The organism is Staphylococcus sp. GDY8P72P (assembly GCF_016890655.1).
Lineage (GTDB): Bacteria > Bacillota > Bacilli > Staphylococcales > Staphylococcaceae > Staphylococcus > Staphylococcus arlettae.
Window position 1 is genome coordinate 62,076 of sequence record NZ_JAFEQJ010000028.1, and the last position, 25,130, is coordinate 87,205.

General features: G+C 33.5%; 21 protein-coding genes. 9 read left to right on the forward strand and 12 right to left on the reverse strand.

The features are described 5' to 3' along the window. Positions 1-8: 8 nt before the first annotated feature. The 5 genes from sppA to ezrA form a co-directional block, all read right to left on the reverse strand. Positions 9-998, reverse strand: a complete 990-nt coding sequence (gene sppA, locus JVU85_RS11350; protein ID WP_021459794.1) for a signal peptide peptidase SppA — start codon at positions 996-998, stop codon at positions 9-11. Between the two features lie 161 nt (positions 999-1,159). After that, the gene (locus JVU85_RS11355) at positions 1,160-1,933 is read right to left on the reverse strand and encodes a sulfite exporter TauE/SafE family protein (protein WP_021459795.1); all 774 of its coding nucleotides are present in this window, start codon (positions 1,931-1,933) and stop codon (positions 1,160-1,162) included. Positions 1,934-1,975: 42 nt separating this feature from the next. After that, on the reverse strand, positions 1,976-3,199 hold the full coding sequence (gene thiI, locus JVU85_RS11360) for a tRNA uracil 4-sulfurtransferase ThiI (protein WP_021459796.1): 1,224 nt from the start codon (positions 3,197-3,199) through the stop codon (positions 1,976-1,978). Beyond that, entirely contained in the window at positions 3,196-4,332 is a 1,137-nt protein-coding gene (locus tag JVU85_RS11365) for a cysteine desulfurase family protein (protein WP_204171693.1), read from the reverse strand. Before JVU85_RS11365 ends, thiI begins: the two co-directional genes overlap by 4 nt. Positions 4,333-4,594: 262 nt before the next feature. Beyond that, positions 4,595-6,295 carry a septation ring formation regulator EzrA gene (gene ezrA, locus JVU85_RS11370; protein ID WP_002510223.1) on the reverse strand — a complete coding sequence of 567 codons (1,701 nt, stop codon included), beginning with the start codon at positions 6,293-6,295 and terminating at the stop codon, positions 4,595-4,597. A gap of 214 nt (positions 6,296-6,509) precedes the next feature. Between ezrA and JVU85_RS11375 the strand changes: the two genes are divergently transcribed. The 3 genes from JVU85_RS11375 to JVU85_RS11385 all read left to right on the forward strand — a co-directional run bounded on the left by JVU85_RS11375 (position 6,510) and on the right by JVU85_RS11385 (position 8,421). After that, entirely contained in the window at positions 6,510-6,974 is a 465-nt protein-coding gene (locus JVU85_RS11375; protein ID WP_103387814.1) for a GAF domain-containing protein, read from the forward strand. A gap of 245 nt (positions 6,975-7,219) precedes the next feature. Then, entirely contained in the window at positions 7,220-7,822 is a 603-nt protein-coding gene (gene rpsD, locus JVU85_RS11380) for a 30S ribosomal protein S4 (protein WP_002510221.1), read from the forward strand. A 101-nt stretch (positions 7,823-7,923) separates the two neighbouring features. Further along, a complete protein-coding gene (locus tag JVU85_RS11385) occupies positions 7,924-8,421 on the forward strand; it encodes a GNAT family N-acetyltransferase (RefSeq protein WP_002510220.1) in 498 nt (165 codons plus the stop codon). 56 nt (positions 8,422-8,477) lie between these two features. Here the strand turns inward: JVU85_RS11385 and JVU85_RS11390 are convergent, their stop codons facing one another. Beyond that, a complete protein-coding gene (locus JVU85_RS11390; RefSeq protein WP_204172604.1) occupies positions 8,478-9,215 on the reverse strand; it encodes a glycerophosphodiester phosphodiesterase in 738 nt (245 codons plus the stop codon). Positions 9,216-9,296: 81 nt separating this feature from the next. On the opposite strand from JVU85_RS11390, the gene JVU85_RS11395 reads away from it, so the two are divergent. From JVU85_RS11395 to serA, 3 genes are all read left to right on the forward strand, one after another. Further along, positions 9,297-9,737 carry an SACOL1771 family peroxiredoxin gene (locus JVU85_RS11395; RefSeq protein WP_204171694.1) on the forward strand — a complete coding sequence of 147 codons (441 nt, stop codon included), beginning with the start codon at positions 9,297-9,299 and terminating at the stop codon, positions 9,735-9,737. A gap of 166 nt (positions 9,738-9,903) precedes the next feature. After that, entirely contained in the window at positions 9,904-11,064 is a 1,161-nt protein-coding gene (locus tag JVU85_RS11400) for a pyridoxal-phosphate-dependent aminotransferase family protein (protein WP_002510217.1), read from the forward strand. Further along, on the forward strand, positions 11,057-12,673 hold the full coding sequence (gene serA / locus JVU85_RS11405; RefSeq protein WP_002510216.1) for a phosphoglycerate dehydrogenase: 1,617 nt from the start codon (positions 11,057-11,059) through the stop codon (positions 12,671-12,673). Before JVU85_RS11400 ends, serA begins: the two co-directional genes overlap by 8 nt. Before the next feature lie 336 nt (positions 12,674-13,009). On the opposite strand, the gene JVU85_RS11410 is transcribed toward serA, so the two are convergent. The 3 genes from JVU85_RS11410 to JVU85_RS11420 all read right to left on the reverse strand — a co-directional run bounded on the left by JVU85_RS11410 (position 13,010) and on the right by JVU85_RS11420 (position 16,508). Next, positions 13,010-14,131, reverse strand: coding sequence for an HAD family hydrolase (locus tag JVU85_RS11410; protein WP_204171695.1), 1,122 nt, complete (start codon positions 14,129-14,131; stop codon positions 13,010-13,012). Between the two features lie 108 nt (positions 14,132-14,239). Further along, positions 14,240-15,715, reverse strand: coding sequence for an N-acetylglucosamine-specific PTS transporter subunit IIBC (nagE, locus tag JVU85_RS11415; protein WP_002510214.1), 1,476 nt, complete (start codon positions 15,713-15,715; stop codon positions 14,240-14,242). Between the two features lie 172 nt (positions 15,716-15,887). Then, positions 15,888-16,508, reverse strand: coding sequence for a lysophospholipid acyltransferase family protein (locus JVU85_RS11420; protein WP_002510213.1), 621 nt, complete (start codon positions 16,506-16,508; stop codon positions 15,888-15,890). A 168-nt stretch (positions 16,509-16,676) separates the two neighbouring features. On the opposite strand from JVU85_RS11420, the gene JVU85_RS11425 reads away from it, so the two are divergent. Then, positions 16,677-17,987 (forward strand): S1C family serine protease, encoded by a 1,311-nt coding sequence (locus tag JVU85_RS11425; protein ID WP_002510212.1) that lies wholly within the window; start codon positions 16,677-16,679, stop codon positions 17,985-17,987. Positions 17,988-18,063: 76 nt separating this feature from the next. Here JVU85_RS11425 and tyrS read toward each other — a convergent pair whose 3' ends face one another. After that, entirely contained in the window at positions 18,064-19,326 is a 1,263-nt protein-coding gene (tyrS, locus tag JVU85_RS11430; protein ID WP_002510211.1) for a tyrosine--tRNA ligase, read from the reverse strand. A 357-nt stretch (positions 19,327-19,683) separates the two neighbouring features. On the opposite strand from tyrS, the gene JVU85_RS11435 reads away from it, so the two are divergent. After that, complete coding sequence (locus tag JVU85_RS11435; protein WP_228070288.1) at positions 19,684-20,601, forward strand: biosynthetic peptidoglycan transglycosylase; 918 nt, start codon at positions 19,684-19,686, stop codon at positions 20,599-20,601. Between the two features lie 92 nt (positions 20,602-20,693). Here JVU85_RS11435 and JVU85_RS11440 read toward each other — a convergent pair whose 3' ends face one another. Together JVU85_RS11440 and acsA are read right to left on the reverse strand one after the other, a co-directional pair. Then, positions 20,694-22,358 (reverse strand): formate--tetrahydrofolate ligase, encoded by a 1,665-nt coding sequence (locus JVU85_RS11440; RefSeq protein ID WP_107399581.1) that lies wholly within the window; start codon positions 22,356-22,358, stop codon positions 20,694-20,696. Between the two features lie 243 nt (positions 22,359-22,601). Further along, positions 22,602-24,311 carry an acetate--CoA ligase gene (acsA, locus tag JVU85_RS11445; protein ID WP_107376792.1) on the reverse strand — a complete coding sequence of 570 codons (1,710 nt, stop codon included), beginning with the start codon at positions 24,309-24,311 and terminating at the stop codon, positions 22,602-22,604. Positions 24,312-24,493: 182 nt separating this feature from the next. Between acsA and JVU85_RS11450 the strand changes: the two genes are divergently transcribed. Beyond that, positions 24,494-25,126, forward strand: a complete 633-nt coding sequence (locus tag JVU85_RS11450; protein WP_107373993.1) for a GNAT family N-acetyltransferase — start codon at positions 24,494-24,496, stop codon at positions 25,124-25,126. Positions 25,127-25,130: the final 4 nt, after the last annotated feature.

The window sequence follows — 25,130 nt, forward strand, 5'->3', positions numbered from 1 at the left end:
CTTATCACCTACCCTTCATACAAGTACATTGGACGAGCATCTGTATTATTCGTAAATATAGCTTTAACATCTTCGAGTTGATTACTTAATTGTGATGCTGCTGTCTTAGCACTATATAAAGAACCAAAGACACCTGACTGTCCATTATATTTAAATACTTCTGCATCTTTAGCTTTGATATCCTTTTTCAATGCTTTAATCGTTTCATCTTCGTACGCTATGTCGTCAATCAAACCATTTTTTTCTGCTTGTTGTGCACTATATAAACGTCCATCTGCAAGTTTACGGACTTTCTCCTCTGACATGTTTCTACCATCTTTTACTATATTGACAAAACGATCGAAACTATCATCTAACATGGATTGCATAATATCTTTCTCTTCATCCGTCATCTCACGAGAACCACTCATAATATCTTTGTGTGCACCTGATTTAATAACATTTTCTTTAATGCCTAAATTCTCTTGTAACTCAGAATAATCAATATTAGACATTATAACACCTATAGATCCCGTCATCGTTTGAGGTCCAGCATATATTTTGTCAGCTGGTGCCGAGATATAGTAGCCCCCTGAAGCAGCCATACTTTCCATATGTACGTATACCTTTTTACCACTTTGCTTTAGTTGTTGAATTTTTTTATAAATTTCATCACTAGGATATGTGCCACCACCCGGTGTATTCACAGTTAATAATACACCTTTAACCGTATTATCCTCTTTTACTGAATCTAGCTCTTTTAAAAACAAATCATGATTATAGCCCTCTTCACCAGAAAACAGGCCACCACCTGAACCTTCCATAATTTGACCATTCAATGTTAAATGAGCAATACGTTTAGCACTATCACCTTCTGATTCTACTTCTTCAGACATTAAGTTCATGTCTGCTGAATCAGATACAAATGATCCAACTACAGCTGCTATTGAGCTCATCACAATACCGCCTATAACGATAACTGCTGCTAAAATTATCGCAACTATTCTTTTTTTGGACATCTTCCACACTCCATTCCATTTAAAATTTATTGCTATAAATACTTTCTTGTTATCAATACTATAATAAATAAAACACAAAAAATAGAGGTAGTGTTAAATTTACAGTATTTGCCAGATAGAATAATGTAAATTTATACTACAACCTCTATATTACTTGATTGTTATAAAATATTTTGAAAATAGTCATAAGCACTTTTCACAATTAAAATAGCAGTGACACTAACAAATAACACCTTAACATACCCAACACCTTTTTTAATCGCAAACATAGCACCAATATAAGAACCAACAATCATACTAGCTGCCATGATAAAACCATAAAAATAATCTACATGACCTAAGCTAATAAATAATACTAACGCACCTAAATTAGAACCAAAATTTAATACTTTAGCATTGCCAGCTGCGCTTAAAAAATCAAAACCAAACATCAATAATACAAATAGCATAAACGAGCCAGTTCCGCCACCTAAAAAGCCATCATAAAAACCGATTAAACTCATAAAGGCTGTAAATATAATCGCTTTCGGCACTGTTAATTTACTATACGTGCGTATACTACCCCAATCTTTTTTTATCAAAGTATAAATCATAACTATTGTTAAAACTACAATCACAATAGGCTTCAATAATTCAGCAGGCAAAAATGTAGCGAGGCTAGCGCCAATAATCGAAAAGATAAAAACAAATGGAAATAGCTTTGCAACTACTGCCAAATCTACTTTACCTGAACGCAAAAATCTAAAAGCACTCGTTGCTGAACCAAAAACACTCGCTAATTTATTCGTTCCTAAAGCAACAGCTGGAGGCATACCGATTGCTAATAAAGCTGGAATTGATATTAAACCTCCTCCCCCAACTACTGCGTCAATAAATGCCGCTAAAAATCCTAGTAAAATAATTATCAGTATAAGTGATATATCCCATTCCACCATTGTTTTAACCCCTTTTTATCTAGTCGTATTTCAATGTATTATTTAAAACAATTCATCTGCTAATTCACTCGCAGCTTTATCTTTTTCACTTTGATAATCTTTAGTGATTGTCAACGTTTCAATATTATCAACAGCGCGATCTATCATATCTGTGAAATCATATGCACTTTCATAATTCACAACTTTTTCTAAATCCGGTTCGGTAATTGGATTTTTGGGTGTGAAAATAGTACAGCAATCTTCAAATGGTTGTATTGAAATATCAAATGTACCGATTGTTTTAGCTTTAGTTACAATTTCTTCTTTATCTAATGTTAATAATGGTCTTAGTATCGGAGTAGAAGTTACATGGTTGATAGCATACATACTTTTTAGCGTCTGACTTGCCACTTGTCCTAGATTTTCACCATTAACAATAGCATGCGCTCCAATTTTATGCGCTAATTTATCCCCAACTTGCATCATCATTCTACGTGTTGATGTCATTGTATAGCGTTCATTTACTACTTTATTTACTTGTTTTTGTAATTCCGTAAATGGCACGATATGCAATTTAATTGGACCAACATGTTGTGACAAAATACGCGTTAATTCAATAACTTTTTCTTTTGCTTTTTCACTCGTGAATGGTGGACTATGAAAATGAATAGCTTCGATAGTTACACCACGGCGCATAACTTCCATTCCTGCAACAGGTGAATCAATCCCACCAGATAACATAAGTAGCGTTTTGCCACCTGTTCCAACTGGCAAACCACCTGCACCATATATTGTACGATCATAAACATATACTGCATCTAATCGCACTTCTACTTTAATAACATGATCAGGATTTTTAACATTTACTACAACCTGTTCATTATTTTTAAGTACAGCTCCGCCTACTTCCTTTTGTAATTGATACGTATCATACGGAAATTGTTTATCCGAACGTTTTACGTCAATTTTAAATGTTTCACCGGCATTATAACTTTGGGCAAATTGAATCGCTTGCGCATTAATAGCTTCTATTGTTTTATCTATTTTCAGTACTGGACTTATTGAATGGATGCCAAACACATGGCTCAATCGTTCCATAATTTCTTCTATCTCGGCATTGTCATCTAATTCAATATACATTCTATCTCTATTTGCTTTGACTTTATAACCCTGTAACGGCATTAAGGCACGTTTCACATTACTGCGTAATTGACTTACAAATACTTTGCGGTTGGCACCCTTTAACGTTAATTCACCATACCTTACTAAAATATGATCGTATATCATTTTAACAACTCCTTAACTTCTTCATACACTTTTATAAATTGCGCTTTAAAATCTTCAATATCTTCAACTGTCGTATGACTGCCTAATGAAAGACGGATACTACCTTCAATTCGTTTTTCAGTTATTCCCATAGCTAGTAATACTTCATTTAAGCTCGCTTTTTTGGACGAACATGCACTCGTCGTCGACAGCATAACATCATACTTGGAAAAGGCATTAACCAATACTTCTCCTTTAACTCCCGGGAAAGCAATATTAATTATGTGAGGAGAACTACCTTCCGGAGAATTCAAATAAACACCTTGAAACTCTTCTATAAATGAAATCAATTGTGTTTTTAATGTTTGTAGCACATTAAATGTTGATGCTTGATTTAATACAGCTGATTTCATTGCTTTTACTATGGCAATATTCTTTGGTAGATTGACTGTACCACTACGAATACCGAATTCTTGTCCGCCACCATACATTATTGGAGCGAGTTGATGTATATTTCTAACAAATAGTACTCCTTGGCCTTTCAAACCATTAAATTTATGACCACTCAGGCTCATACTATCTACTTGATTAAAATATAATGGTATTTTACCAATTGCTTGCACTGCATCAACATGAAAATGTGCCTTTGGATACTGTGACACTATTTTTGCAATTTCTGGGATGGGTTGTATTTGTCCCATGATATTATTTACGTGCATACATGTAACCAAACCAACCCTATCAGACATCATTGAAGCTAAATGGTTTACATCTACTTGCCCTTCAGCAGTAATGTTTACATACTTCACACAAAAACCTTCGTCTGCTAAAGCTCTGACAACTTCTAATACTGATGGATGTTCAAGTACTGAGGTAATAATTTCTGGAGCAAACGCTTTTTTCTTACGTGCAATACCTTGTAATGCAATATTATTTGATTCTGTCGCACCACTAGTAAACAACACTTCAAAAGCATTATTTAACTGCAATAACTCCTTTATTTCACGTTTCGTTTGTTGTAATAGTTGTTCTGCTTGTAATCCTGCTTTATGAGGACTATTAGGGTTAAAATATAAGCTTTGATTCACCTTCACAAATGTATCTAACACATCTTGGTTAGGTTTAGTAGTCGCCGCGTTATCTAGGTAAATCATTTTGACACTCCTTTAGTTTCCTTCATATTTCATATACATGTTAGATATATCAATGACTTAATTATTAATAGTGCATTTCGTATTATAATCTACTAAAGCATTATACTATTTTTTGACAAAAATGAAAGATGAGAGTAAGAATGACTTCAAATAATTTTAATTTGAGGTCATATCTCACTCTCACCTTAGTTCTATACAATATCAAATAGCATACATTTTGGCGGTTTTACAACTAAATTGTTAGCTAATGTTTAACTAACGATTAAACACTTTCTTTAGTAACATTATCTTCAATTTGTTGTGTAATTCCCGGCTCAACGCTTTCTAGTGCTTGCTCAGCAATTTCGATTGAGCGTTTATATCTATTGTTTTTAAATAAACGTTCTGCTTCATTTAAGCTTTTATCAACGTTAGAATAATCTTTTCTATAACGATTACCATATTGAATAAGTCTTTCTGCATATACTGCGTTTACGAGCACATCAGTAGCTTCATCTTCAAATTTGTTCATTTGTAATACTACTTTAGACACTTTGTCTTTCAAGTGTTTGACGTGAATTGGTCGTGATTCAAATTTATCATTTACTTCACGAACTTCATTGTCAATTTCATTTTTCATAATAATGAAGCGTTCTGGTACACTTGGCAAGTTGGAAGCTAATAATTTTCTATAAACTTCTTCTTTTTTGCTTTGTATACGAAGGATATTATCTTCTGCTTCCGCTTCATCTTCTCGTAGTTGAATTAAATGATTTTGTAGTTTCTCTTGTTTGTCATTAATAACAGTTACGTGTTCTTCAATATATTTCAAATTGTCTTCAACTTCACTATATCGAACTGCTGATTTTGAAGTTTCACGTAAAATATCATCATATACTGTAATTAAATTTTGGATTTCATTTTCAAATTGTCTTATGTTTTGAACATCACTTTCATTGATATAGTAGTTTTCACGCACATAATCAATTTCAGTTTGAATCGTATAGTTCATATCTTTCGCTCTGAATAAATTATCAGTAATCGTTTCTTTTGTTTCTTCAACTGTATTTTTTGCTTTCACTTCATGTTCAATCAAATCATACATTTCATCTAAACGATCGTTAATACTGATTAATTTTTCATTAGCTTCATCTAGCTCTAAACGACTAATCATTGGCTCAACAAAACTTAATTCCGTTTTCAATGTTTGTAAAGAACTATCGATTTTAACATGATCTAAATCATAACCTTCAACTTTTAAATCTCTACAACCATATTTCAAATCTTGGAATTGTCCCGGTAATTCTTTTTGTGCTTCACGAATTAAATCAGGAATTTCTGACATATCCTTTTTCAAGAAGTTCATATCTTCATGTAATGTATTGATATGTTGATATGCTTGGTTATAATTACCTTCTTCTTTCATCGTCTCATACGTTTGCATTTCAGGTTCAAAAGACTCGATTTCATTTTCTAAAGGTGTTGCAGCCTCGCCAAATTGATGTCTATTCGCAAGTACATCTCGTTTCATTTCACGATAATCATTCTTGCATTCTTCATACAATTTATCACTTTTCTTATGTATGTTTACAATTTCATCTACTTGCGTATTAGTTTTTTCATAATTTTGCTCATATTGATCCATTAACTCATGCGCTTCATCAATTTCTGATTGAGCTTGAGCAAATTTAAATTTGCCAAGTAAACCTTCAGCATTATGAATTTTCTCATCTACTGGTGCGAGGTATTGGTTATTACTTTGTTGTGATGATGCCTTTAAGTCGTCATATGTACTTTTTGTTTCACCTGTTAATTTTAAATCTGATAGTTTTGATAAACTCTCATTATAAGGTAATTGCTCTACTTTTAATTTTCGTTCTTCAGCTTTTTCAATGATGTGGCTTTTATTTGAACGCATATAGAATAATACACCGATTATTATCAGTATAATGACAATAATTGCTAAAATAATATATAGTGCCATATATTTTCTCCTCCTATTTTATCATTTCAATTATAACGTAATTTGGTTTGACATTAAAATAGAAATCAGTTAAATTTGCAGATTAATTTTACATTTTTCAACTTACCTACCAAAAAACACATTATTCCAAGTTCAAGCACTTGAATCTTTTAATTACTTACTATACCATTTGTCATTATATTATTCACAATATTTGAAGCGAGGTTTATAAAATATGGTAGAAATAAAACAAACAAATTACAATATGGCTCAAAAACAACTTAAATCGTTAATTGAAGATGAGCATAACTTAATTGCTATCTTAAGCAATGCCTCTGCATTAATCAATGATAATTTAGATCAAGTCAATTGGGTAGGTTTTTACTTAATGGAGCAAGATGAATTGATTTTAGGACCATTTCAAGGCCATCCGGCATGTGTACATATAGCGGTTGGAAGTGGTGTTTGTGGTACAGCCGTTGCTGAAAATCAAACACAAGTAGTAGCAGATGTAAATGCCTTCCCAGGTCATATTGCCTGTGATGCAAACAGTAAATCTGAAATCGTTGTACCTATACATCAAAATGGGAAAGTTATTGGTGTGCTTGATATAGATGCACCAATTCATAATCGTTTTACTGCTGATGATAAAATCGAACTTGAAGAAATGGTTAAAATTATAGAAGAACAACTAAACTAATCAATTACTTTCAATTTCTGAGAAGAAAGTATTGACATTTCGTAATATGATGTTACAATGAACTTTGTGTGAATAAACGAAAGTAGCAGTTACATATTAGTTGGCTCTATGTTATTCCCAACGAGGACGTGTCGCGTAACCAGCGCTATGAGGTGAAGACACATAAAATAATATATCCAAATAAGCATGTAACACTCTTTTTTGTTTTTTCATAACTACAAAAAAGAAAAAGGAGGAGTCTTAATATGGCTCGATTCAGAGGTTCAAACTGGAAAAAATCTCGTCGTTTAGGTATCTCTTTAAGTGGTACTGGTAAAGAATTAGAAAAACGTCCTTACGCACCAGGACAACATGGTCCTAACCAACGTAAAAAATTATCAGAATATGGTTTACAATTACGTGAGAAACAAAAATTACGTTACTTATATGGCATGACTGAAAGACAATTCCGTAATACTTTCGAAATTGCTGGTAACCAACACGGTGTACACGGTGAAAACTTCATGCAATTATTAGCAGCTCGTTTAGATGCTGTTGTTTATAGCTTAGGTTTAGCTCGTACTCGTCGTCAAGCACGTCAATTAGTTAACCACGGTCACGTTGAAGTAGATGGCAAACGTGTTGACATCCCTTCATACACTTTAAAACCTGGTCAAGAAATTTCAATTCGTGAAAAATCTCAAAAATTAGATATTATCGCTGAATCTGTAGAAATTAATAACTTCGTACCAGATTATTTAGAATTCGACGCTGATAACTTACAAGGTAAATTTGTTCGTATCCCTGAGCGTAGTGAATTACCAGCTGAAATCAATGAACAACTTATCGTTGAGTACTACTCAAGATAATAGCTTTATTGTTACTAAACCAAGAAGATCTCTTAGTAGACTTCTTGGTTTTTTTTACTTTATTTCCAATTTTATATAAAATATAGGAAAGGAGTGGGAAAATGATTATCCGAGCATTAGAAGCTACTGATTTAAAATTTGTCCATCATTTAAACAATGAATATTCTATTATGTCTTATTGGTTTGAAGAACCCTATCAATCTTTAAGTGAATTACAATCTTTGTATCAAAAACATATTTTAGATGAATCCGAACGTCGTTTCATTATCGAAGAAGATTCTAAACGCATCGGGGTTGTCGAACTTGTAGAAATTAACTTTATACATCGTACATGTGAGATTCAAATCATAGTAGATCCACAATACAATGGTAAAGGTTATGCAAAATCCGCGTTTAAGATGGCTATTGATTATGCATTTTTAGTATTAAACTTAAACAAAATATATTTATTCGTTGATACTACCAATGATAAAGCGGTACATATCTATAGCAGTCAAAATTTTGAAATTGAAGGTACTTTAAAAGAACATTTTTATACTCGCGGTCAATATAGTGACTGTTACGTTATGGGGTTACTCAAACGAAATTGGTTACACTAGACTAATAATGATGTAACTAACATTAATATCACAAAAATATGCTATTCAATATCAAATTACTCGATATTGAATAGCATATTTGGTGCGTCAGAAATAATACCGTCAACACCTGCAGTTAATAGTTGGTCTTTAGTTGTTAAGTCATTCACAGTGTATGGAGCAACTAAAAGCTTATGTTCATGTGCTTGTTGCACAAATTCTGCAGTTGCCAACTTAAAGTCTGGGTTTGCAAAAGTAGCATATTCGGCCAGTGCCTTGAAGTCAGGTTTTTGATACCAGTATCTTTTTCTACTTAATAACACACCTAATTGATGTCCTATTGTAAGTGAGGCAATATACTTCATACTTTTTTTATCGAAAGACTGAATTACTACATCTTCTGTAGCTATTTTGTGTTCTGTTAACATTGATATTAACAAATCCTCTATGCCGGGATATTGTTTAGGCTTTTTCACTTCAATAAGTAACTTTTGATTATATTGCACAACCATATCTAAAACTTCCGTCAACGTTGGAATAGTTAAACCTGCAAATTCCTCCCCTTTCCAACTTCCAAAATCATACTTTTTTAACTCCGCTAATGTATAATCTTGTATTCGACCACTACCATTAGAAGTACGATCAATTGTATCATCATGGATCACTACCAACTCATTGTCTTTCGTTTTATGTACATCTATTTCTAAAAAATCGATATTTAATAGCAACGCTGCTTCAATGCCTTTTAAAGTGTTTTCAGGATAAGTTGCCGCCAAACCACGATGGGCAATTACTAAACATTCATTAGAACCCATGTTTCAAGTCACTCCTCTTTCTTTCTATTCATTTATCGCCTACACTAAAAATATCATATCTTTTATGGAGGTAACATCAATATGGTTAAACATGATTTTAAAGTCACTACTACTTGGGAAGGCGGAAGAGAATCAGTTGGTAATACTGAGGGAGATGTCATCAATGCCCCTATCTCTATTCCAGCTGGATTAGGTGGTAATGGAACAGGTACTAATCCTGACGAATTACTAGTTTCTGCAGCTTCATCTTGTTATATCATTTCTTTGGCTGCTGTATTAGAACGTTCCGGTTTTCGTCAAATCGCCATAACTCAAGAATCAATAGGCACTGCCATTTTCGAACAAGGAAAATTCAAAATGGATACAATTACACATTATCCTATTATTGATATTGATGATTCAGAAAAAGAAATGTTGAACAATAAATTATCGAAATTACTAAAGATTGCAGACAATAATTGTATGATTTCAAACTCAATACGAGGGAACGTTGCTGTGAAAATAGAATGTTCCGTCAAATAAAATAAAAAAATATTTTTAATTTCACAAACGTGTAAACCATCACAATGTAACCCCTTTCAAAACCTCTTTTTTAGGGGTTCTTTTCTATTAATGTTCACTTTTGCACTTTTATATTGTCTGAAAATTTGCTAAACTTGAAAAATCTTGAGTATTGGGGGAATTTGAAATGAAACAATATCATCCATTGTTACTAACACCAGGTCCTACACCTGTACCTGATGAAATACTACATGCAACACAAGAACCAATGGTCGGTCACCGATCAAGTGATTTCGAAGCAATTGCACAAGAAGCATTTCAAGCAATCAAACCTGTTTTTGGCACAGAGAACGAAGTGATGATTTTAACATCAAGCGGAACGAGTTCATTAGAGGCAAGTATGTTAAATATTGCTAATCCTGATGATCACATCGTTATTATTGTTTCTGGTGCATTTGGCAACCGCTTTAAACAAATTGCCGAAACATATTACCAAAACGTACATATCTTTGATGTTGAATGGGGACAGGCTGTTGATGTTCCTGCATTCATCGATTTCATAACAGAACTAAACGTCGATATTACTGCTGTTTATTGTCAATACTGTGAAACATCTACCGCGGTATTACATCCAGTCGGTGAACTGGGCGCAGCACTTAAATCATTTGACGAGAACATTTATTACATTGTTGATGGTGTCAGTTGTATTGGTGCTGTTGATGCTAATATTGCTCGTGACAATATCGACGTCTTAATATCAGGTAGTCAAAAAGCCATAATGTTACCTCCGGGACTAGCATTTGTTGCATATAATAACAGAGCAAAACAACGATTCAGTGAAGTGACAACACCTAGATTTTATTTAGACTTTAATAAGTATTTGAAATCTTTGGCCGACAACTCCACACCTTTCACACCTAATGTTGCATTATTCAGAGGCGTTAACGCATATGCACAACTTGTTGAACAAGAAGGCTTTGATAATGTAATTGCTCGTCATTATGCCATTAGAGACGGTTTAAGAAGTGCGCTTAAGGCATTAGATTTAGACTTACTAGTAGAAGATCAATATGCTTCCCCTACTGTCACAGCTTTTGTACCACAAAGCAAAGATGAATTAGCATATATTAAAAATGAATTGAAATCTCGTTTCTCAATTACTATTGCAGGCGGACAAGGCCATTTAAAAGGACAAATATTACGTATCGGTCACATGGGTAAAATTTCACCTTTCGATATTTTACAAGTTGTCTCTGCATTAGAAATTATCATTTCTGAATATAGAAATACATCATTAATTGGTAAAGCATTAACACAATATATGGAGGTAGTAAAAGCATATGTATAAAATTTTAGTATCTGATCCAATCTCACCAGAAGGTTTAGCTAGTTTACATGAACACTCTAATTTTGATTTAACTACTGCAACAGATTTAACTGAAGCACAGTTAATAGATGAAATTGGAAATTATGAAGCTTTAATTGTACGTAGTCAGACTCAAGTCAATGCACAAGTAATTGAAGCTGCCAAAAATTTAAAAGTTATTGCACGTGCAGGTGTCGGTGTAGATAACATAGATATTGATGCTGCAACAAAAAATGGGATTATTGTAATCAATGCTCCTGATGGTAATACTATCTCAGCTACTGAACATTCCATGGCAATGATTTTATCAATGGCTAGAAATATCCCTCAAGCTCATAAATCATTGCAAGAAGGTAAATGGGATCGTAAAGCGTATCGCGGTACAGAATTATACACAAAAACTTTAGGTGTTATAGGTGCTGGTAGAATAGGAATAGGTGTGGCCAAACGTGCTCAAAGCTTTGGTATGAAAATTTTAGCTTTTGATCCATACTTATCTGAAGAAAAAGCTAAAGAGTTAGAAGTTACGCGTGCTTCTGTTGATGAAATAGCCGAACAAGCCGATTTTGTTACGGTGCATACTCCACTTACGCCTAAAACAAAAGGTATCGTTGGTAAAGCATTCTTTGATAAAGCTAAGCCGAATTTACAAATTATCAATGTTGCTCGTGGTGGTATCATTGATGAAGCAGCTTTATTAGATGCACTAAATAATGATCAAATTCAAAGTGCAGCACTAGACGTATTTGAAACAGAACCTGCTACAGAGTCACCTTTCGCAAATCATGATAAAGTTATTGTTACACCTCATTTAGGTGCTTCAACAGTCGAAGCGCAAGAAAAAGTTGCAGTATCAGTAGCTAATGAAATTATTGATATTTTTGAAAATGGTAATGTCTTACATGCTGTAAATGCACCACGCATGACATTTGATGAAACACATGAAGAAGTAAAACCATTTATTGAATTAAGTAAATTAACTGGAGAAGTTGGTATTCAATTATTAGATAAAGCTCCACGTGAATTACACATTAAATATGAAGGTGATATAGCTTTAGATGACACTAGTCTAATCACGCGTACTTTAGTAAGTTCAGTATTAAGTCAAGACTTAGCAGAACGTGTTAACTTAATCAATGCACTTGTTTTATTAAATGAACAAGGTGTCTCATATAATATAGAAAAAAATACCAAACGTCATGGCTTTAGTAACTATATAGAATTAACTTTAACCAACAATGATACTCAAATAAAAATTGGTGCCACAGTGTTAAATGGTTATGGCCCACGCATAGTTAGAATTAACGACTATCCTGTCGACTTTAAACCTGAAAAAAATCAATTAATTGTTAATCACACAGACCGTCCAGGTATTGTCGGTAAAACTGGTCAAATTCTAGGTGAATATGGCATAAATATTGCTTCAATGCATTTAGGCCGTACAAACCAAGGTGGAAATGCTTTAATGATTTTATCAGTAGACCATCCAGTCAATGAAGAAATAATTAATGATTTATACCAAATTGAAGGATTTAATTTAATCCGTAACGTACAATTAGATTTGCAACACAGCACTAATTATTCTATTTAATCATTATATTTTGGCAATCAAAAAACTATTTAAATAAGTTATTCCACTAAAAAGACTGTGACATAAATACGCATTCTCAAAATAAGAGGACTAATCCTTAATCTGGATTGGTCCTCTTTATATTTGAATGCTAAAGATTTAGACTTTGCATACTTGTCTGATGTATAGTTCCAGACTGTAGACCCTTACATTTACTATTCCCCTGGGCGACAGCACATTACAAAATCAGTATACTTTTGAAAGTAAAATAAGACCCTTCATATAATTAATGAAGGGTCATTTTTCTTGAGTTTATATTCACACTATCACTATAATGTTCGTACTTATATTTACACTTTATAATAAAATATTTCTAACTTCACCTACATGGTTAATAATATAATCCGCTTCATAAGCTTCTAACTCTTCACGTGCATTTTGGCCTTTCAACCCTGTAAGTGGCCCAATAAATGTCGCGCCAATTTTTTTAGCACTCAGTAAATCTGCCAAGGAATCCCCTACTATATAAACATCTTCTTTATTTACGCGATTCTCTTGATTAGAAGCATAATGTTGATATTTAGATTGATCGTTACCTTCTAGTGTTGCTAAATAACTAAATGGATTGGGTTTACCTAATGGTTTTAATTCTGGATATAAATCTTCTGCGATTAGTACTTCACTCGCAGTTACAATATGTTCATCATCAAATAATTCCTTTATGTGAATTGTTTCAAAGGGAACGATAGTTTCAGTGCGTGGACGTCCTGTAGCAATTGCAATTTGATAGCCCGCCGTTTTTAAATCCTCTAATAATGTTTTAATCTCATCGAGAGGGCGTAAAACGACTTCATTATAAATATACCCTTGCTTGTAGTCCGTACGATTAGTTTTTTGTTCAACTTCAGCAAATAACTTATAACCGAGATACCATTCTTGATAGACTTCTTGTGCTAATGTCCAAAACGCACTTTTTAATTCAAATAAAGCAGTTTTAGACGTATGTAAAGTAGTAGCAGCATGTTCTATTAATGCTTGATAAATAAAATCTTTTCCTGGTTGCACTTTATCTAAAAATGCGAGTGGTGCTGAATAATCTAGTGTGACGTCAGAAACAGCAGAACCAATACTTTGTAATGTAGTTTGGTTAAATTTTTGGTCATCTAGAACTTCTACTAATTGTATACTTGTTAACTGTTTGCAGACATCAATAAAATGTAATGCAGTTACAACAAAAAGCATATCCCAATTTGAATTAAGTCCTAATGATTTCAACTTTTCTAGAATCTTGTCGTTATCAAATATTTTACTTCTTATGTCTTGAATATCATCGTCAGTTAATGTCTTAAAATCAACTGATGGATCAAGACCTAAAAACGCGTCATCCATTAATATTTCATATACAGTTAACGCTGAAACATCAAAGCACCTTTCTTCACTTAGAAAGACGCCATCAACATCAAACAATACTGATTTCATCTTACTCACTCTCCTAATTCAGAAAATTCTGATACCACACAATTTTACTATTTTATACATAGAAGAGCAAATGAATTTAATCATTTGCTCTTCTTTAAATTATGCTATTTATTGTTCCATCTTCATTTCAATTTCATCTGCGACTTGCTGCACATGAGTACCGATAATGACTTGTACATTATGCTTTCCACTTTTTGTAACACCTACTGCACCTGCAGCTTTAATTTTAGATTCATCAAGTACATCATTATCATTTAGTTCCATACGTAAACGTGTTGCACAGTTTGTTAAAGAAGTAATATTTTCTTTACCACCAAGTCCTTCAATTATTTGTATAGCTGTTTGACTATATTTACGGTCATTTGAGTTTGTGTTTTCATCTGCTTGCTTTGCATCTGTTTCACTCGTTGGATCTGCTAAAAGATTATCTCCTCTACCAGGTGTATTAAGTTTCAATACTTTAATTGCTACTCTAAAGACAACATAATAAATAACAAAAAATACAATACCTTGTACTAACAACATCCATGGTTGATTAGCATTCGGATTAATTAACGATAAAACATAGTCTATTAATCCTGCACTAAAGGTGAAGCCGGCAGTCCATTGGAATAATGCTGCAATAAATAATGACAGTCCTGTTAAAAAGGCATGTATAACAAATAATATCGGAGCAACAAACATAAATGAAAATTCAATTGGTTCTGTCACACCTACAAAAAACGCTGATATGGCCCCTGCGAACATCAAGCCATACACACGCTTTTTCTGCTTACTTTCAGCAGTATGGTACATAGCTAATGCAGCGGCAGGCACACCGAACATCATAACTGGGAAGAAACCAGCCATATATCGTCCTGTTTCACCTTTTACTGCACCTTCACCCGTTTGGAACTTAGCCATATCATTGATACCTGCTAGATCAAACCAAAATACTGAATTTAAAGCATGATGTAGTCCTGTAGGTATTAATAATCTATTAAAGAAGCCGTAAATAAATGCACCAGTAGGACCAAAGCCCATAATCCACATACCAAATGCTACGATTGCATTATAAATATATGGCCATGCAAACAACAACACTACAGCTAAAATAATACTAAAGAAAGCTGTCATAATTGGCACCAAACGTTTACCACTAAAGAACGATAAAGCTGTAGGTAATTCTGTTTGACTAAATTTATTATAAGCATATGCTGCAACTAGTCCTACAATTAATCCTATAAAAACATTCGCATTATTCATTTGCTCAAACGCTTTATCAACGCCCGTTTCTTTAACACCTAATAATGGTGCCAATTTGGCAGGACTTAATACGACTGTCGTTAAAAAGAAACCTACGACAGCTGCTAAAGCTACTGCTCCATCATTTTTCTTAGCCATTCCTAATGCTACACCGACCGCAAATAAAATACCCAATTGTTCAAGTATCGTCGACCCTGCATTCGTAAAAAATGTGGCAACATGTGGTAAGATGCCAATTGCCGCTAGCGCATTCCCTATACCTGTTATTATTGCAGCTGCCGGTAACACAGCAACAGGTAACATTAACGACCTACCTAAACGCTGGAAGAAATTGTACATAAAATCCCCTCATTCCTCTATAATTATCTTTTCCCCAAAAAAGACCACGTGTACAAATTTAACACGTGGTCATGATGCATTTAATACATAATTGTACAATTTCATAATAACACAATTAAATTCAAAATCGCACCATCTTCATAATTTTAATTTTATTAATGAAAATTATAACTTACTTTTGGTTTACATATTCATTTAATTCATTTTGTAATTGTCTTGTTCTATTTTCTAATTCTTTTGTTAAATATTCTAATTTTTCATTACGTTTCATTGATTTAGGTAAATTTTTCGTTTCAATAGGTTCACCAAATTTAATATATGCTGTATCCGTAATCAGCCCTTTAATTTCTTTAGGTCCAACATAGGCAGCTGGTAAAATAGGTGCTCCACCCATCATAGCAATTGTCACTGCACCTCGCTTTAAAGGAGCGTCTTCAGTAAACTCGGCACGTTGGCCTGTTGGAAAAATACCTACTGTTTTATTTTCTTTTAATAGTTTAATCGGTCGTTTTAACGTACTTGGTCCTGGATTTTCTCTATCTACAGGAAATGCATTTAGTGATTTTAAAAACTTTCCAAACCATTTATTTATAAATAATTCTTTTTTTGCCATATAATGAATTTGATTTGGGTAAATAGACATACCTAACATAATTACTTCATTATAGCTTTCATGCGTACAAGTGACTACATATCTATGTAATTGTGGTATATGTTCTTTACCTTGTACAACAAGTGATTTACTAACTTTTACTATAATCCAATATAAAATTGAACTAATAAATTTATACATGCTTTCACCTACTCTTTTTGCCTTATACTTCCTTATAGATTCTATCACTTAGTTATGTTTCAAACAAGAAAATATCTAAATCAGTCTAAAGTACGATAGCAATATACTAGAAAAAAAGCAATATACCTTTCATAATATAGTTATAGTGTATGATTCAGGAGGTAAAATATGTCAGATTTTTATAACAGTCATGAGCAAAAAAATAATAATAATCAAACTAATTCATCAGCAGAACATAATAACTATAATTATCAACAAATACAGCCAAGAAAACCAAAATTCCCATGGTTCAAAACAATTATAGTAGCATTAATCGCTGGTGTTTTAGGCGCTTTATTAGTCCTTGGTATTGGAAAGATTTTTAATGGGACAATTACTAATCATGATGGTGCAACTGTAGAAGAAACATCTAACAGTAAAGGTGGCAATACCTTAGATGGTAAAAGCGATAAATATAATTCTGTTAATCAAATGATTAATAATGTGTCGCCAGCAATCGTAGGTGTAATCAATATGCAGAAAGCACAAAACCTCAATGATTTGTTACAAGGTAAATCATCTAAATCACAAGAAGCTGGTGTAGGTTCTGGGGTTATTTATCAAAAAAGTAATGGTTCTGCATATATAGTAACTAATAATCACGTTATTGATGGTGCCAGTGATATCAAAGTCCAACTACATAATTCCAAACAAGTTAATGCGAAATTAGTAGGTAAAGATGCACTTACAGATATCGCAGTGTTAAAAATCAATGACACTGAAGGCACAAAAGCAATAAAATTCGCTAATTCCTCAAAAGTAAAAACAGGTGATAGTGTATTCGCAATGGGTAACCCACTTGGCCTAGAATTTGCTAATTCGGTTACGTCAGGTATCATTTCTGCAAGCGAACGCACAATTGATACACAAACTTCTGCTGGTAATAACAAAGTAAATGTACTACAAACAGACGCCGCTATTAATCCAGGTAATTCAGGTGGTGCCTTAGTCGATATCAACGGTAATCTTGTAGGAATTAACTCAATGAAGATTGCTAGCGAACAAGTTGAAGGTATTGGCTTTGCTATACCAAGTAATGAAGTCAAAGTAACAATTAAAGAGTTAGTCGAAAAAGGAGAAGTTGAACGCCCATCAATTGGTATTGGCTTGCTCAATTTAAGTGATATTCCAGAAGAATACAAAAAAGAATTAGAAACCAATCGTAAAGATGGTGTCTATGTTGCAAAAGTCGATGGAGATAACGGTCTAAAAGAAGGCGATATTATTACTAAAATCGATGATCAAGACGTCAAAGAAGATACTGATTTAAAATCTTACTTATATCAACATAAAAAACCTGGAGACGAAGTAACAATTACCATCGAACGTAAAGGTAAGACACAAACTGTAGATATTACATTAAAAGAACTTAACACTTCTAAAGATTCTTCAAAAGAGTCCAATTCAAGTCAAAGTGACGACAGTAGTTTAATGCCATAAATATAAACAGGCTCAAACCTATATATAGGTTTGAGCCTTATTTAATGTCTATAAAATAATATGTTAGAGAGAAATTTTATTTGTAATTTACCATAAAGTATTTCTTTTTGCCTCGACGAATAATAGTGAATTCATTATCAATTTTATCTGCTGCTGTAAATGTATATCCTACATCTTGTTGACGTTCCCCATTTATATAAATGGCACCATTCGTAACATCTTCACGAGCTTGACGTTTTGAAGATGAAATACCACTTTCTACAATAGCTTCTACGATATTTGTTGTATCATGGCTCAATGTTACTTGTGGCACATCTTTAAAGCCTTCTTTTAATTCTTGTGATGATAAAGCTTTTAAATCGCCACTGAATAATGCTTGTGAAATACGAATGGCATCATTTAATGCATCTTCACCGTGAATAAATGCTGTCACATTTTCAGCTAAGGCTTTTTGTGCTTCTCTTAAATGCGGTGCTTCTTGCAATGATTGCTCCAGACGTTCGATTTCAGAGTGCTCTAAAAATGTAAAGTATTTTAAGAACTTAATGACATCATCATCTGAAGTATTGATCCAAAATTGGTAAAACTCGTAAGGACTTGTTTTAGCTGAGTCTAACCAAATAGCTCCTCCTTCAGATTTACCAAACTTTTTACCATCAGATTTAACAACTAATGGAATTGTTAAACCATATGCTTCTGTTTGACCATACATACGTCTCATTAATTCGATACCACTAGTTATATTGCCCCATTGATCAGATCCCCCTACTTGCACTTTACAGTTGTAAGTTTGATTTAAATGACCAAAATCAATGGCTTGTAATATAGTATATGTGAATTCGGTAAATGATATACCATTTTCTAAGCGTGATTGAATTGAATCTTTTGCTAACATATAATTGACGCCGACATGTTTACCGTAGTCTCTTAAAAAGTCGATTAAAGAAATCTTTCCTAACCAATCTTTGTTATTTACGAGTTGCGCACCTTTTTCTGTCTCAAATTCAAATAATTTGTGCATTTGTTGTGCAATGCCAGCAACGTTTTGCTCCACCTGTTCTTCTGTTTGTAAAACACGTTCTTCGGATTTACCTGACGGGTCTCCAATCATTCCAGTACCACCACCAAGTAAAACTATTGGTCGATGACCATGATTTTGGAAACGGCGTAACGTTAAAAATGGTAATAAATGACCAATGTGTAGACTATCAGCCGTTGGGTCAGCGCCACAATATAATGATACTTGCTCTTTATTTAATAACGCTTCTAAATTTGATTCATCAGTCTGTTGGTATATTAGACCTCGCCATTGTAAATCTTCAATTAATGCATTTGCCATGATAAACCCTCCTATTAATATCTTATTATTTTTGAATTAAGTTTTATAACCAAAAAAATACGCCCTTACGAAATGTAAGGGCGCATATGCACGGTACCACCAAACTTTAAGTCCATCAACTTTATTAATGATACGTTCATTAACTCAAACGTTGGATTATGTTTGTAAACAAGCAAGGTGTATTCACTCAATAACAAACGATAGTTCACAGCGACCACTATCTCTCTGAAGATTATTAATCAGCTACTTCTCCTTTAATCCAAAAATAATATCGAATTGAATCTTATTATAAGTAACTCAATTTTAAAAGTCAATAATATTCTATGTTATAATGTATACAATATAAGGAGGTAGCTAATGAAACAGAGTCACATAGATCATAAAGTAAATACACATAATGATCATGTTCATAAAATGGAACAGTTCGAAAAACTTTATAAAAAACTCAAGTATTTGTTTATAGGTACTTTTATTATCATGGCTTCAATTTCAATCATTTTATTAGCTGCCTCAGTCATTTATTTTGATCATATTACCAAAGAAGCATCACATATGACGGACCATGAATTAAAAACACAATTACTTGATTTTCCTGGTAGTGAAGCACTAGATTTTAAGAATGATTCTGTGTTAGCTGCATATAATAATACAACTAATACTTTGATCGTTGGCCCAGCTCATGTCAATGAAAATGTCATTAAAGCATTAACATCATCAGAAGATAGTTTATATTTTAAACATAATGGTATTTTACCTAAAGCATTATTACGTGCGGTGGGTCAAGATATTTTCAATACAGAAATATCATCTGGTGGAAGTACCATTACCCAACAATTAGTAAAAAATCAAATCTTATCCAATCAAAAAACTTACAATAGAAAAGCGAATGAGTTAGTACTGGCAATGCGCACAGAACAACTATTAAGTAAACAAGAAATCTTGTATACCTATCTTAATATCGTTCCATTTGGCAGAGATAGCCACGGTGCTAATATAACTGGTATAGCGTCTGCGTCTTTTAGTTTATTTGGTAAATCTTCAAATAATTTAACTGTGGCAGAATCAGCTTACATTGTAGGTTTGTTACAAAGTCCATACTTATACACTCCCTATCAAGAAAATGGCCAGTTAAAGTCGAATGACGAATTACAGATAGGTTTAGATCGTCAACACTATGTGTTAAAACGAATGCTTGTTGAAGACAAAATTTCAAAAGCAACGTTTAATAAAGCAGAACAAGAGAATTTAAAACAGAAATTACAAAGCTGTGAATAAGAATTAAAGTAAAAGGTAGAACTGAACCTACATTCTGTAGTGTTCAGTTCTACCTTTATTATGAATAACATATAACAAGTTATAGCTTATCGTTAGAATAAGCCTTGGGCATGTCCATCGTCTGTAACATCCATATTTAATGCTGCTGGTTTTTTAGGTAAACCTGGCATAGTCATAATTGCACCAGTTAGTGCAACAACAAATCCAGCACCAGTTTTGGCTTCTAATTCACGAATCGTAATTTCAAAGTCAGATGGTGCACCTAATTGTGTTTGATCATCTGTAAATGAATATTGTGTTTTTGCCATACAAATTGGATAATTATCCCAACCATTATCTTTAAATGATTGTAATTGTTTTTGGGCTTTAGATGTAAATGTCACTTTACTACCACCATAAATTTCTTTCACAATTGTTTCAACTTTTTCTTCTAATGGTAAGTCTAAATCATACAAATGTTTAAATGATTGAGGCTCTTCGATAACCTCTAAGACATTTTGTGCTAAGTCAATTCCACCTTGACCGCCTTTTTCCCATACCTCTGTTAATGATAAGCGTACGCCTTTCTCTTTCGCCCAGTTAATAACAAACTCTGTTTCAGCTTCGGTATCATGAACAAATGCATTTAATGCAATAACAGGTTCCAGACCATATTTTTTCACATTATCTACATGTCGTTCTAAATTGACAATACCGTCTTGAAGCGCTGATACATTTTCATTTTTCAACTGATCTTTAGCTACACCACCATGCATTTTTAACGCTCTTATTGTAGCTACTACTACTACTGCTGACGGTTCGAAACCTGCTTCGCGTGCTTTAATATCGATAAATTTCTCTGCACCTAAGTCTGAACCAAATCCAGCTTCAGTTACTACAATATCCGCTAAATCTCGAGCTGTTTCTGTTGCTAAGATTGAATTACATCCATGTGCAATATTAGCAAATGGTCCACCATGTACAAGTGCTGGTGTACCTTCAATTGTTTGTACTAAGTTTGGTTTAATGGCATCTTTAAGAATCATAGCTAAGGCACCTTCAACTTTTAAATCAGCTACTGATACAGGTTTACGGTCTTTAGTATAGCCTATTGTAATTTTGCTAATTTTTTCTTTAAGATCCTTAATGCCAGTCGCTAAACATAATATTGCCATAATTTCAGATGCAACAGTTATATTAAAGCCATCTTCACGTGGTACACCTTGTGTTGGTCCACCTAGACCGACGATAATTTGACGTAGTGCTCGATCATTCATGTCTAAGACACGTTTCCATTCGATTCTACGTTGGTCAATATCTAATTCATTTCCCTGATGGATATGATTGTCTATAAATGCAGATAATGCATTATTTGCTGTTGTAATTGCGTGAAAATCACCATTAAAGTGTAAGTTAATATCTTCCATAGGTAAGACTTGAGCATATCCGCCGCCAGTAGCGCCACCCTTAATACCAAATGTTGGACCTAACGCTGGCTCTCTTAATGCCACCATTACATTCTTTTTCAATTGGTTAAATGCATCTGATAGACCAACAGTCACTGTTGATTTACCTTCTCCTGCAGGTGTTGGGCTCATCGCTGTAACTAGTACAACTTTGCCTTTGTCTTTTTTATCAATCTTGTTAATATCAACTTTCGCTTTGTAATGACCATATTGCTCTAAAGCGTCAGCAGGTATACCTGCCTTTTCAGCAATATCACCAATTGGTTTTAATGTTGATTGATTTGCAATTTCTAAATCAGATAAATGTGCCAACTAAATTCGCCCCTTGTAATAAATTAATTCGATGGTATCACAAATGAGTATCATCTAAAAAGTTCTTCCATATTTATATTAACGAACTTAAGCAATATTGTCGACAATTTAAGATAGCGCTTACATTAATTTTCTTTTTATCACCTAATGTACAACATGACAAAAGACTAGAACAGCAATGCCATTCTAGTCTTTTTTATTAAAAATAATTGCCACTTTTTTATTTAAAAAGCGATGTCAATTTTAATCTTCCATTGTGCTTAAATCACCAGCTGGTAAATCTAATTCCCAAGCTTTTAATACACGTCTCATAATTTTACCAGAACGTGTTTTTGGTAATTTATCTTTAAATTCAATTTCTCTAGGCGCCGCATGTGCTGCTAATCCTTCTTTGACAAATACGCGAATATCTTCTTTTAGTTCATCTGAAGGTTCTTGACCTGGAATTAATGCAACAAATGCTTTAATAATTTCGCCTCTTACAGGATCAGGTTTGCCGATTACACCAGCTTCTGCTACAGCTTCATGTTCTACTAATTTTGATTCAACTTCAAATGGTCCGACACGTTCACCTGCTGTCATAATTACATCATCAACACGACCTTGGAACCAAAAGTAACCATCTTCATCCATATAAGCTGAGTCACCAGATACATACCAATCTCCAATGAAATAAGATTCATATTTTTCCGGATTCTTCCAGACAGCCGTCATCATTGATGGCCAGCCTTTTTTAATCGCTAAATTTCCCATTCTGTTCACAGGCAATTCATTACCTTGATCATCAATAATAGATGCTTCAATTCCTGGCAATGGTTTTCCCATAGAACCTAATTTAATATCCATTGATGGGTAATTTACAATCATATGGCCACCTGTTTCAGTCATCCACCATGTATCTAATACACGTTTACCAAATACATCATATGCCCATTTAATAACTTCAGGGTTTAATGGTTCACCGACTGATAAAATAGTTTTTAGCGATGATAAATCGTATTTTTTAATAACATCATCACCAGCACTCATTAACATACGCAATGCTGTTGGTGCGGTATACCAAATTGTGACATTAAATTCATCAATCATGTTATACCATGCTTCAGGAGAAAAACGTCCCCCTGCAATACAGTTTGTAACACCATTTAGCCATGGACTAAAGATACCATAAGATGTACCCGTCACCCAGCCAGGGTCAGCTGTACACCAATATACATCATCTTCTTGCATATCTAATACGTATTTACCTGAAATATAATGTACTAGCATAGCTCTTTGTACGTGTAACACGCCTTTAGGCTGACCAGTTGAACCAGATGTGTAGTGTAAAATAAGACCATCATCTAAGTTTAACCACTCTGTTTCTATTTGATCACTTGCTACTTTTAATTCCTTATTAAAGTCAACATAACCATTTTCTACTTCTTCATCCACAACAATAATAGTTTCAAGATTAGGTAACTTTTCTTGCGGGATTCTAGGTAACAACGCATTCGTGGTTACAATTACTTTGGCATCACTATTATCTAAACGATCAGCCACTGCCTTTTCCATAAATGCTTCGAATAATGGACCAACAATGGCACCTAATTTTAAAATACCAAACAATGCAAAGTATAACTCAGGTGTTCTAGGCATAAAGATAAACACTCTGTCCCCTTTTTCTACATTAGCTTTATCTTTAAGCACATTAGCTGCCTTATTTACATTTGATTTCATTTCGTTAAAAGTATAACTTTCTTTTCTCTTATCGTCCTTATAATGTAGAGCAATTTTGTCGCCCTTGCCATTATCAACATGGCGGTCTATACATTCATGCGCCATATTTACTTTACCAGAGTCATACCAAGAAAACTCTTTTTCAACATCTTTCCAGTCAAAATTGTTGTACACTTTGTCATAGTCTGTAAGGTTAAAGTTTCCTTGATCCCCTTTATATACTTCTACTTTCATTGTAAATCCCCCTCTAAATGAAATCGCTTTCTAATACTGTAGTGTAATTATATCTAATATAGACACAATTTTCAAAAATATCTGACATAAAAATAATTACTGTGTTAATTTATGTTATTTTCAATTATAATCAATATAAATAATGCCTTAAATCTATTTTAAGTTTGAAGGTGGAGTGAGTTATGGAACACAAAAAAACTTATATCTCAAAACAGTACTCAATTGATGATGTTGAATATATCATTGAAGGTCCTGTCTCGAAAGCACAACTGGATTTAATGAGTTTTGACCAAGGTTTAACTGCTTTCCGATATTCAGATGAACAATTTGAAGCTATCAAGGAAATAAGCACACTAGATGAAGGCCGCATCTTTATCTTAAAGCAGCAGTCACATATTATTGGTTATGTCACTTTTCACTATCCAGATCCATTGGAACGTTGGTCTACAGGGGAGCTAGAATATTTAATCGAATTAGGGGCGATTGAAATTAGTTTACCTTATCGCAAACTGCATTTAGGTAAGGAGCTTATTCAAACTAGTCTTGCGAGCGATGAAATTGAAGATTATATCATACTCACAACAGAATATTATTGGCACTGGGATTTGAAAAATTCTGGTCTCGATGTATACGAGTACAAAAAACTCATGCAAAAATTGATGGGATACGGGAACTTAGAAATTTTCGCAACAGATGATCCTGAAATTACTAGTCATCCAGCTAACTGCTTAATGGCAAGAATTGGCAGTAGAATTACTATCGATCAATTACAAGCTTTTGATGACATACGTTTTATGAATCGCTTTTTCTTTTAAAGGG